Annotated in this window: 9 protein-coding genes; all 9 read left to right on the top strand. The window is 29.6% G+C overall.

Annotated elements, in window-relative coordinates; all coding sequences use genetic code 11:
• Positions 1-6: 6 nt before the first annotated feature.
• The 9 genes from DMB68_RS16540 to DMB68_RS16580 all read left to right on the top strand — a co-directional run bounded on the left by DMB68_RS16540 (position 7) and on the right by DMB68_RS16580 (position 11,542).
• The gene (locus tag DMB68_RS16540; protein ID WP_110347750.1) at positions 7-1,014 is read left to right on the top strand and encodes a mannose-1-phosphate guanylyltransferase; all 1,008 of its coding nucleotides are present in this window, start codon (positions 7-9) and stop codon (positions 1,012-1,014) included.
• Complete coding sequence (gene rfbB / locus DMB68_RS16545) at positions 1,014-2,060, top strand: dTDP-glucose 4,6-dehydratase (protein ID WP_110347751.1); 1,047 nt, start codon at positions 1,014-1,016, stop codon at positions 2,058-2,060. Before DMB68_RS16540 ends, rfbB begins: the two co-directional genes overlap by 1 nt.
• A 50-nt stretch (positions 2,061-2,110) precedes the next feature.
• Positions 2,111-4,534, top strand: a complete 2,424-nt coding sequence (locus tag DMB68_RS16550) for an SLBB domain-containing protein (protein ID WP_110347752.1) — start codon at positions 2,111-2,113, stop codon at positions 4,532-4,534.
• 112 nt (positions 4,535-4,646) lie between these two features.
• Positions 4,647-5,702 (top strand): Wzz/FepE/Etk N-terminal domain-containing protein, encoded by a 1,056-nt coding sequence (locus tag DMB68_RS16555; protein WP_110347753.1) that lies wholly within the window; start codon positions 4,647-4,649, stop codon positions 5,700-5,702.
• A 10-nt stretch (positions 5,703-5,712) separates the two neighbouring features.
• On the top strand, positions 5,713-6,678 hold the full coding sequence (locus tag DMB68_RS16560) for an SDR family oxidoreductase (protein ID WP_110347754.1): 966 nt from the start codon (positions 5,713-5,715) through the stop codon (positions 6,676-6,678).
• A 55-nt stretch (positions 6,679-6,733) separates the two neighbouring features.
• Positions 6,734-8,008, top strand: a complete 1,275-nt coding sequence (locus DMB68_RS16565; RefSeq protein WP_110347755.1) for a nucleotide sugar dehydrogenase — start codon at positions 6,734-6,736, stop codon at positions 8,006-8,008.
• Between the two features lie 20 nt (positions 8,009-8,028).
• Positions 8,029-8,937: a hypothetical protein gene (locus DMB68_RS16570; RefSeq protein ID WP_110347756.1), complete on the top strand. Its 909-nt coding sequence runs from the start codon at positions 8,029-8,031 to the stop codon at positions 8,935-8,937.
• 8 nt (positions 8,938-8,945) lie between these two features.
• On the top strand, positions 8,946-10,367 hold the full coding sequence (locus DMB68_RS16575) for a lipopolysaccharide biosynthesis protein (RefSeq protein WP_110347757.1): 1,422 nt from the start codon (positions 8,946-8,948) through the stop codon (positions 10,365-10,367).
• 20 nt (positions 10,368-10,387) lie between these two features.
• A complete protein-coding gene (locus tag DMB68_RS16580; RefSeq protein WP_110347758.1) occupies positions 10,388-11,542 on the top strand; it encodes an EpsG family protein in 1,155 nt (384 codons plus the stop codon).
• Positions 11,543-11,673: the final 131 nt, after the last annotated feature.

Below are 11,673 nucleotides of genomic sequence, written 5' to 3' on the forward strand. Positions count from 1 at the left end.
GAAAAAATGGATACAAACAATTCAATCACACATGTTATTTTGACCGGAGGGGTAGGTAGTAGATTATGGCCGCTTTCCCGTAAAAGTCAGCCTAAGCAATATTTGGAAATATTTGAAGGGAAATCTTTATTTGAGATGACTGTTGATCGTAATAGTCATTTGGCAAATAAGGTAATGGTTGTAGGGAACGTTGATAACCATCATTTGAGTGGTAAGGTAATGGAGAAATCTAAAACTTCTTATATCAATATTGTTGAATCTACTCCCAGAAATACAGCTGCAGCAATTGCATTCGCGGCATTTGCCTCAAATCCGGATGATATATTAATAATAACTCCATCAGATCATATTATTGATAAAATGGAAGATTATAATAATGCTATAAACGAGGCAATTTTAAAAGCCAACGAAGGTTTTATTGTAACTTTTGGAATCATTCCAACCAAACCAGAAACGGGATACGGTTATATAGAATCAAAAGGGGATAAAGTGATTTCATTTAGGGAAAAACCAAATGAAACAACTGCTAAAGATTTTATTGCAAAAGGTAATTTTTTATGGAATAGCGGAATGTTTTGTTTTAAAGCTAGTGTGCTTTTGGATGAATTAAAACAATTCCAGCCTGAAGTGTATGAAAAATCCAAAATAGTTTGGGAGTCTAACAAAGAAGGTTTCTTGGATTTAGAAGCCTCTTTAGAAATTCCATCCATTAGTATAGATTATGCGGTCATGGAAAGGAGTAAGAAAATTAAAGTTGTCCCTGCATCATTTTCCTGGTCTGATTTAGGTTCCTTTGAATCAGTTTATGATTATTTGGTTTCTAAAGGACATTCAATTGATAAAAATGGTAATATGGTTATTGGTTGTGATAAGCATACTACTTTCCTGGGATTAAAAAACACGATTTTTGTTTATACAAAAACAGCTAATTTAATTTTACAAAAAGAAAACTCTCAAGATGTAAAAGATATATATAGTGATTTAGAAAAACAAAATTCAGAATTATTAAATTAATGAAAAAAATTCTTATAACTGGTGGTGCCGGATTTATTGGTTCGCATGTAGTGAGACGTTTTGTAAATAAATATCCTGAATATCAAATTTATAATTTAGATGCTTTAACTTATGCCGGGAATCTGGAAAACATTAAAGATATAGAAAATCAACCCAATTATAATTTTGTAAAAGGCGATATTGTTGATGAAACTTTTATTTACGAACTTTTTTCAACTCATAATTTTGACGGAGTACTCCATTTAGCAGCAGAATCTCATGTTGACAGATCAATTGAAGATCCTTTGGCCTTTGTGAAAACAAATGTTATTGGAACGATGAATTTACTCAATGCAGCAAAAAAACAATGGAAAGATAATTTTGAAGGAAAAAGATTTTATCATATTAGTACAGATGAAGTTTATGGGTCTTTGGGAGCAGAAGGACTTTTTACAGAAACTACTCCATATGATCCAAATTCGCCATATTCAGCTTCAAAAGCAAGTTCAGACCATTTTGTAAGAGCATATGGAGAAACGTATGGATTGCCGTACGTTTTAACAAACTGCTCTAACAATTATGGATCATATCATTTTCCTGAAAAACTAATTCCGCTTTTCATAAATAATATTATCAATAATAAATCATTGCCTGTTTATGGTGATGGTAATTATACCCGTGACTGGCTTTTTGTCGAAGATCATGCTATTGCAATTGACTTGGTCTTTCATGAAGGAAAAAATCATGAGACTTACAATATTGGTGGCTTTAACGAATGGAAAAATATTGATTTGGTTAAATTATTATGCCAGATTATGGATCAAAAGTTAGGAAGAGATTCAGGTACTTCTGAGAAGTTAATCACTTATGTGAAAGATAGACCCGGGCATGATTTGCGTTATGCAATTGATGCTTCTAAAATTAATAAAGAACTGGGATGGAAACCATCTGTGACTTTTGAAGAAGGTTTAGAAAAAACGATTAATTGGTATTTGAACAACGAAGAATGGCTGAAAAATGTAACTTCTGGTTCCTATAAAGATTATTATAAAAAACAATATTCATAAAAACAATATTCTGATTTGAATTTCTTATCAAAATCAAAACATCATTAAATATGAAAAATATAACTGTTCTTCTTTTATTGTTTTTTACTTTCTTTACTTTTCAGGTCAATGCTCAGGATTTAATGAAATCAAGTGATTTAAGTACTTTAAAAGTAGATTACTTATCTGATGCTGATATTGCTAAAATACGAACTCAACTGCAAAGTAATAACACGACTATTGAGCAGGCAGAACCTATGGCCATATCAAAAGGGATGAGTGTTACAGAATTCGCAAAATTAAAAGCAAGAATAAATGAAGTGCCAGCAAGTCCCTCTAATAAAAAAAACATTGAAAAAAATAGTGCCGCAAACAAAAAAGAGTCTGGACGTACGCAGGATAAAATTGTAAATAATAAGGTTAAAGATTCTGCTAATGCATTAATATTTGGTTCTGAATTGTTTGATAATCCAACTTTAAATTTTGAGCCTGATTCAAATTTAGCTACTCCAATGAATTATGTTTTAGGTCCGGGAGATGAACTTCAGGTAAGTGTTTATGGCGTTCAGGAGTATAATGCCAGTATACCCGTTAGTGTCGAAGGAAAAATTACTATTCAGTATGTTGGTCAAATTTCAGTTTCCGGAATATCAATTGAAGCTGCAACGCAAAAAATTAAAGCAGCAATTGCAAAAGTCTATAGTACGGTAAGATCTGGCCAGTCTCAGGTAAGTGTAAGTTTAAGCAGAATCAGAACTATTAAAATTACTATTGTTGGTGGAAAACAGCCTGGAAATTATTCTATATCCTCTTTAGCAACAGTTTATAATGCTTTGCATTTAGCAGGAGGCCCCGGAAAAAATGGCAGTTACAGAAATATTGAATTAATCAGAAATAATAAAGTTTATAAAAACATAGATATTTATCGTTTTTTAGTTAAAGGAGATCAATCTGATAATGTGAATTTAAAGGAAAATGATGTGATCCGAATTCCGGTTTATGCACAAAGAGTTACTGTAGAAGGACAAGTAAAGAGACCTGGGATTTTTGAAATGAAAAAAGGTGAAAAATTTTCAGACTTATTAAATTTTGCTTCCGGATTTAATGAATTTGCGTATACAGCATCAGTAAATGTTTTACAAAAAACTGGAAAAGAATTTAAGGTTCATGATATTAATGAAAATGAATTTTCTTCATATATACCACAATCCGGTGATGTTTTTAGAATAACTAAAATTTTAAATAGATTTGAAAATCGTATAAAAATAGAAGGAGCTGTTTTTAGACCGGATTATTATTCTTATACTGAGGGAATGAGAATTTCAGGTCTTATTACCAGAGCAGAAGGCCTTAAAGAAGATGCTTATACCAAAAGAGCCAGAATTATTCGTTTAAAATCGGATTTAACAACAGAGATAGTTAATGTTGATTTAGCAAGTGCTTTGTCAGGAGATATCAATGCTGATATTGAATTAAAAAGAGAAGATGAAGTAACAGTATATTCGATTCTGGATTTTAGAGAAGAATATAAAATTACTATTGATGGAGAAGTAAAAAATCCGGGAGTTTATGATTTTTATGATAATTTGACATTGAACGATTTAGTTGTACAGGTGGGAGGGCTAACAGGTTCAGCTTCAAAAAGAGTAGAAATAGCGAGAATGATAAAGTCTGATGAAATTGATGATGCTAATCCTAAACGTATTGAGTTAGTAGAATTAGAAATCACAGCAGATAATAATGAGCAGGTGAAAAACTTTGTTTTAAAGCCCTTTGACGTTATTAATATTAGAAGAATGGCTGTTTATGAAAAACCACAAATGGTGTCAATTAGTGGTGCAGTTGCTTATCCGGGAAAATATGTTTTGGCTAATAAAAAAGAATCAGTTTATAATGTAGTGATGAGAGCAGGAGGTTTAACATCTGTTGCTAACTTAGAGGGAATGAAAATTAAGAGACCTATTAAACAAGAACAAATTGATGACATAAAGAGAGTAGATTTGAATTTGTCTAAAAACGATACTTTAAAACAAGATCTTGTTAAAAAATTAAAAGAAGAATTAAAATATGCGACAATTCCTTTGGATTGGAAAAAAATTGTAGAAGACAAAGCACATTATTCGAATGTTACTTTGTTTCCAAATGACGAAATAGAAGTGTCTACATTTAATGAAGGTGTTAAAGTTACTGGAAATGTCTTGCTTAATTCTGAAATTCCATACAGAAGTGGTAAGAGTTTTAAGTATTATATAAATGCAGTTGGTGGAGTTGACAGCAAAGGATGGAAGAAAAAAGCATACATTATTTATCCTAATGGAAAAGCTTCAGTAACAGGTTCATTTTTATTCTTTAGATCTTATCCAAAAGTATTGCCTGATTCTCAGATTGTAGTGCCAGAAAAGCCAGAAACAAGAAAAATGAGCACTGGTGAATGGGTGAGTATTGGTAGTGTAATTAGTAGTTTGGCATTATTAATTGTAACTGCATTTAAATAAAAATGTTACTAAATAAGAAATATAATATTTAAGATTAAATTATGTCATCTTAAGTTACATATAAAAACATAAAGAATACATTTCCTTACCAAGCTAGAAAATTTTACCGAAAATGGAACAACAACAGCAAAACAATGAAATTTCGTTGTATGAAATATTAAAAAATGTAAGGGATTGGTATGCCTATTTGCTACTTCAATGGAAAAAAATTATAATTATAGGATTTATCGGCGCTTTACTTGGCGTGGGGTATTCTATTCTTAAAAAACCTATTTATACTGCCAGACTTACATTTGCGTTGGAAGACGGGAAATCTAGCGGTGGGCTTGGGGGGGCATTAGGATTGGCAAGTACTTTTGGTATTGATGTTGGTAGTTCAGGTGGAAATATATTTGTTGGTGCAAATCTAAATGAATTGTTTAAATCGCGTTTGATGGTTGAACGTACTTTGTTACAGCCCGTGTTGCAGGATGGAAAAACCATTTCACTTGCTGAAAGATTTATTCAAATAAATAAATGGCGTAAAAATTGGGAGAAAAAATCAAATTTAGCAAAGTTGACTTTTGACCCCCTTGCTGACAGGAAAAAATTTACGCGTACACAAGACAGTATCTTGGGAGAAATATATAAAAGTCTTGTCGAAGGTAGCCTAACTGTAGGTCAGAAAGAGAAAAAGATTGATATAATTACAATGGAAGTAAAGTCTAAAGATGAACTTTTTGCTAAAGATTTTTGTTTGACTCTTGCTAAAGAAGTTTCTGAATTTTATGTAAATACCAAAACTAAGAAATCACAAGAAAATTTAAAAATTTTGACCAAACAGACCGATTCGATACGAGGTGAGCTCAATGCAGCCATTACGGGGGTTGCAATTGCAAACGACAATACTTTTAACCTAAATCCAGCCTTAAATGTACGTAGAACCCCATCTGCACGCAGGCAAGTTGATGTTCAAGCCAACACAGCAATTCTTACCGAATTGATTAAACAATCAGAATTGGCAAAAGTAACACTTAGAAAAGAAACTCCGTTAATACAAGGGATTGATAAGCCTATTTTACCATTAGAAAACAATAAGATTAGAAAAAGTACTGGGTTTTTAGGAGGTGGTTTCTTATTTGGATTTTTAGCAATTATTTTTTTATCAATAAAAAAAATCTATTTTTAAATATATACAAATGAATATTTTAATAACGGGAGGAGCAGGTTTCATTGGTTCAAATCTAACAGAGTATTTTTTAAGTAAAGGACATATTGTAACTTGTCTCGATAATTTTTCGACGGGACATAAACATAATATACGTGAATTTTTGAATAACCAAAACTACAGATTATTAGAAGGAGATATTCGAATAGTAGAGGATTGTGAGAAAGCTGTTATGAATATAGATTATGTGTTTCATCAAGCAGCTTTAGGTTCTGTCCCAAGATCAATCAATGATCCAATAACAACAAACCAAGTCAATGTTTCAGGATTTTTAAATATGCTTACTGCCTCAAGGGATGCAAAAGTAAAGCGTTTTATATATGCGGCAAGTTCATCTACTTATGGAGATTCACAAGGTCTTCCTAAGGTAGAGGAGGTAATTGGAAAACCACTATCTCCGTATGCAATTACAAAGTATGTAAATGAATTATACGCTGAAATTTTCAGCAAAACTTATGGTATTGAAACTATAGGTTTAAGATATTTTAATGTATTTGGGAGAAGACAAGATCCTAATGGTGCTTATGCAGCAGTTATTCCAAAGTTTGTTATGCAATTAATGAGGCATGAGAGTCCCGTGATTAACGGTGATGGTAATTATTCTAGGGATTTTACATATATAGATAACGTTATTAAAATGAATGAGTTAGCTATGACAACTGAAAATCCAGAAGCTATAAACACAATTTATAATACAGCATATGGAGATAGAACTACCCTAATTGAATTAGTAGGTTTATTGAAAAAATACTTATCCGATTACGATACTAAAATAAGCAATATTGACATAATACATGGTCCTAATAGAGTAGGTGATATCCCACATTCTTTAGCTAGTATTGCCAAGGCACAAAATTTATTGGGTTATAACCCACAGTTTTCTATTGAAGATGGCTTAAAAGAAGCTGTTGAATGGTATTTTAATAATTTGAAATAAATAAACTCAACAACCTAATTAAAGAGTAGGTTTGGCTATTAAAAAGATATTTCATATGAAAAAAATTGCCGTTATTGGATTGGGTTATGTTGGGCTTCCTTTAGCCAGATTATTCGCTACTAAACATCCAACGATTGGATTTGATATAAATAAATTTAGAGTTTCTCAGTTAAATTCCGGACACGATAGCACACTTGAAGTAGAAAGTACTGCTTTAAGAGCTGTTTTAGTGGATAAAATGCCCCAATCAAAAGGATTATTTTGTACAGATGATTTAACAGTACTCAAAAATTGCTCGGTTTATATTATTACTGTTCCAACTCCGGTAGATAAAAATAATAGACCCGACTTGACACCACTTTATAAAGCAAGCGAGACAGTAGGGAAAGTTCTTAAAAGAGGAGATATAGTAATTTATGAGTCTACAGTATATCCTGGAGTGACCGAAGATGAATGTATTCCAGTGTTGGAAAGAATTTCGGATTTGAAATTTAATGTAGATTTCTTTGCAGGCTACTCTCCTGAAAGAATTAATCCTGGGGATAAAGAGCATACAGTTGAAAAAATTTTAAAAGTTACTTCTGGTTCTACTCCTGAAATAGGAAAAATTATAGATAATTTGTACAAGAGTGTTATTACTGCTGGTACATATTTGGCTCCAAGTATTAAAGTGGCAGAGGCAGCTAAAGTTATAGAAAATTCACAAAGAGATATTAATATTGCTTTTGTAAATGAACTGGCTAAAATTTTTAATTTAATGAATATTGATACGAACGCTGTGTTGGAAGCTGCTGGAACGAAATGGAATTTCTTACCTTTCAAACCTGGCTTAGTTGGAGGACATTGTATAGGCGTAGATCCTTATTATTTGGCGCAAAGAGCTCAAGAATTTGGTTACCATCCAGAGATTATATTGGCTGGACGCAGAGTGAATGATAGTATGGGTGAATATGTAGCCTCTCAAGTAGTTAAATTGATGATTAAAAAAGGAATTTTCGTAAAAGGGTCCAGTTTATTAATGTTAGGTATTACGTTTAAAGAAAATTGCCCTGATGTAAGAAATACAAAGATTGTAGATGTGATAAACGCTTTACAGGATTATGGTATTCAAGTTACAATATTTGATCCTATAGCAAATTCTTCTGAGGTTAAAAATGAGTACAATTTAGAAACAGCATCTGTATTGCCACATGATGTATTTGACGCAATAGTTTTAGGAGTAGCACATACTCAATTTAATGAAATTGATATTAGTGTATTACGTAAAGAGAACTCTATAATTTATGATGTTAAAGGACGATTTCGAGGAGATGTAGATGGTAAATTGTAATAAATTTATTAGATGATAGTATGATTTCTAATAGAAGAATTCTTATCCTATATAATTCAGTGTCTTATTTCATTCCTTTAATTGAATCTACAGGTGTTAGATGTTCAACAGCCTTTCGTCAATTGAATTTGATTGAAAAAATCGTAAGAAAATTATCTATTTTTTTACATATGCCAAAACATTATTGGTTTGGTGACTGGAAAAAAGAGTTGAATAATATCGAAACAGTTATTTGTTTTTCGACAAATGACATTGATGCTTTTGAATATATAAAAAAGAAAAATCCAAAAATTCGTTTAATTTTTTGGTATTGGGATCCTGTTTATAGAAACAAGGTTCAGCCTAATGATATTTCAGATACATTATGTGAAAAATGGTCTTTTGACATCAATGATTGTAAAAATTATAATATGATTTATAATACTACATTTTACTTTGATAAAATATTATTACCCGAAATCAATTTAAAGTATGATGCAGTATTTGTAGGACAGGATAAAGGTAGAGGGACTATAATTAATGATTTAAAACTTAATCTTGTAAACTTAAATTTAAAATTATTCTTTCATATTGTCGAAGATATTGATTCGTTAACTAATCCTAGAAGAAATAGACCGATATTATACTCTGATTATTTAAATATTTTATCAACAAGTTCAGCTATAATTGATATAATTCAAAGTGGACAGAATGGCATTTCATTGAGGCCAATGGAGTCAATTTTCTTAAAAAAGAAACTGATAACGAATGATAAAAATATTATAAATGCAGATTTCTATGATAGTAATAATATATTTATATTAGATGTTGACGATATTGATATTATTCACAACTTTTTGAAATCCCCATATAATGATGTTCCTGTAGAAATTATATCTAATTATAACTTTGATAATTGGTTGAACAGATTTTTTAATGAACATCAGTAACTTTTTATATGAGAGAATTTATTAGATCCTTCTTTTTATTAGGAATTGCTACAACTATTGAAAAAATTATAGCTTTTGTATTATTACCTATTTATACAAGCTATTTTGATGTAGTAGAATATGCTGTAATTGATTTAATTTTTGTTTTCATTAGTACTACTTCAATATTTGCAGAATTACAATTAGAAACAGCTTTGCAGAGGTATTATTATGATTTTACAGGAAAAGATAAGAGGATGCTTATATCCACAAATTTTATGGTAATAATATTATTATCAATTCTTTTAACAGCTATTATTATAGTTTTCTCTGAAACAATATCCATAACATTATTTGATAAGCCAAACTACAATAATATTATAAAAATTGCATCTTTACAATTACCGTTTATTAACTTTTCGATGTTGTCATTCATTGTGTTGCGATATGAAAAGAAAAATAAATTATTCCTTATTTTGATGTTAATAAAGGTTATAATAACATTAATATTTACTCTATTATTTGTAGTTGTTTTCAAACTTGGGGTTATTGGAGTATTTTACTCTCAAGTTATTGGATTACTCATCTCATCCTTATTTCTTTTTTTTGCGGTAAAAGAACATCTTAGCCTTAAAAGTTCTTCTTTCTTTTTAAATAAAAGTTTTAGTTATGCTCTACCACAATTTCCTGCAAGAATAGGAAGTACTTTGTTGTCTTTTGCAAATCGGTTTTTCATGGTCAATTATTTAACTTTAACTTCTATAGGGTTATTTTCCTTGTCTTTAAAATTAGCTTCTGTAATTCAATTATTAAATACTGCATTCGTAATGGCATGGGCTCCTTTTATGTTTGAGCAATTCAAAATAATTACACACAGACAGAATTTTGCAAAAGTTCTAATTCTCGCAACATGCCCAATATATTGTATTGTATGTGGAATCACTTTATTTTCAAAAGAGATAATCGAATTGGTGTCGACTAAAGAATTTTATGAATCCTATAAATATATTGGAGGCTTAGCTTTATATTTTTCTCTTTACATATTTAAAGAAATTGTAGATATTGGACCAAAGTACAAAGAACAAACAAAATACCTATCTTATACATTTTTCGCTTCAGTGGTTTTTAATTTGATTTTTTTATTTTTATTAATTAAAAATTTTGAATTACCAGGAGTTGTGCTTGCAATGATACTCACCAATGTATTTTTACTTGTAGTAAGTTGGATTGTTTCAAACCATTTATATTTCATTCCACACAGGCATATTCAATTTATGGTTTTATCTATTCCAACATTTATCATTGCTATAGGATCTATGTATGTATATCCAAGTGTTGTATATAGGATTTCATTGTTCTTTGTAATGTTTTTTCTTTATTCCATTTCTTTTTATAAACACTTAAAAACTTCGAGTTTGAATATAGAACAGTATAATACGGGGTTAAATTAGGATTTAATTCAAAACTTAAAATGTTATATTTTCTTGTTTTTATTTACTTATTTTTCTTAGCTATATATTACGATCTTGGAGATTCAAAAAGAAATAGTAATTTTAGTTACTTTCTAAGTTTATTTATTTTAATTATAATTTCTGGTTTGCGATATAAAGTAGGTGGAGATACCTTACTTTATTTTGAAAGTTTTGAAAAAACACCTTTAGTGTACGAGCTATTTAATTATGATTTTTCAGAAGAAAGATATGATCCATTCTGGATCATATTTCAATCTATTTCAAAGACTATTTGCAATGACTTTGCTTTTTTTCAATTACTTCATTCTATTTTCGTTAACACTGTAGTTTTTTATTTTTTTAGAAAAAATACTCATTATTATTTCACTGCTATTCTCTTATACTTTTGCGGTAATTATTTTTATTTTAATATGGAGATAATGAGAGAGTCCCTGTCAATAAGTTTTTTTCTAATTGCTTATCCTTATCTAATAACAAAAAAATGGGTTAAATACTATTTGATAATTTTTGTTTCTTATTTATTTCATTCTTCTGCGATTATACTTTTTTTCCTTCCTCTTTTAGCTAAAGTTAAATTAGATTCGAAAGGTATTGTCCTACTATTAATATCTTTTGCCTGTTCTAGTTATCTGGGACAATTGATAGAATTAGGTTTATTTGCAGCAAGAATAACTGAAAAATTCGTTATATATTCTCAGACACAAGCGTTAAATATTTTTGGAGTCATAACTGGATTAATATTATATTGTTTTATCCCCTTGCTTTTTATTAATTTTTATAATAGGTACTACGGTAAATATTTAAAATTTGTAACTCTCCTTTTTTCCTATTTTTTTCTTTCTGTATTAGCTTTAAGTGTTCAAGGATTTTATAGATTTTTAAATTATTTCATAATATTTCAAATAATTTTTTTGAGTGATTTTTTTATTACCTTATTGAGGTCTAAAAATGATTTATTAAAAGTTAAATTTTTGTTTTTTGCTTTTTTTGCTTTGTGGGTAGTAGTTCCAAAAGTATTATATTATAACTACGACACCTCCATGTGGTCTAAAGGGACCAAAAAATATAACCTTTATTATCCTTATAGTTCAATCATTGATAAAGAAGAATATTTTTTCCGTAAAGAGATACACGATGGTACTTTTTATGAATAAATACTACACAAAAGATTAGAATAAGAGATATGTTTTTTCAATTTTCTTTGTATAGACTTCTAGACTTATTATAGGTTGAAATTTGTTTTTTCGCTATAGAAATATTTTAATTTGAATAATATTTAAAAATA

Source organism: Flavobacterium hydrophilum, from assembly GCF_003202405.1.
Taxonomy (GTDB): domain Bacteria; phylum Bacteroidota; class Bacteroidia; order Flavobacteriales; family Flavobacteriaceae; genus Flavobacterium; species Flavobacterium hydrophilum.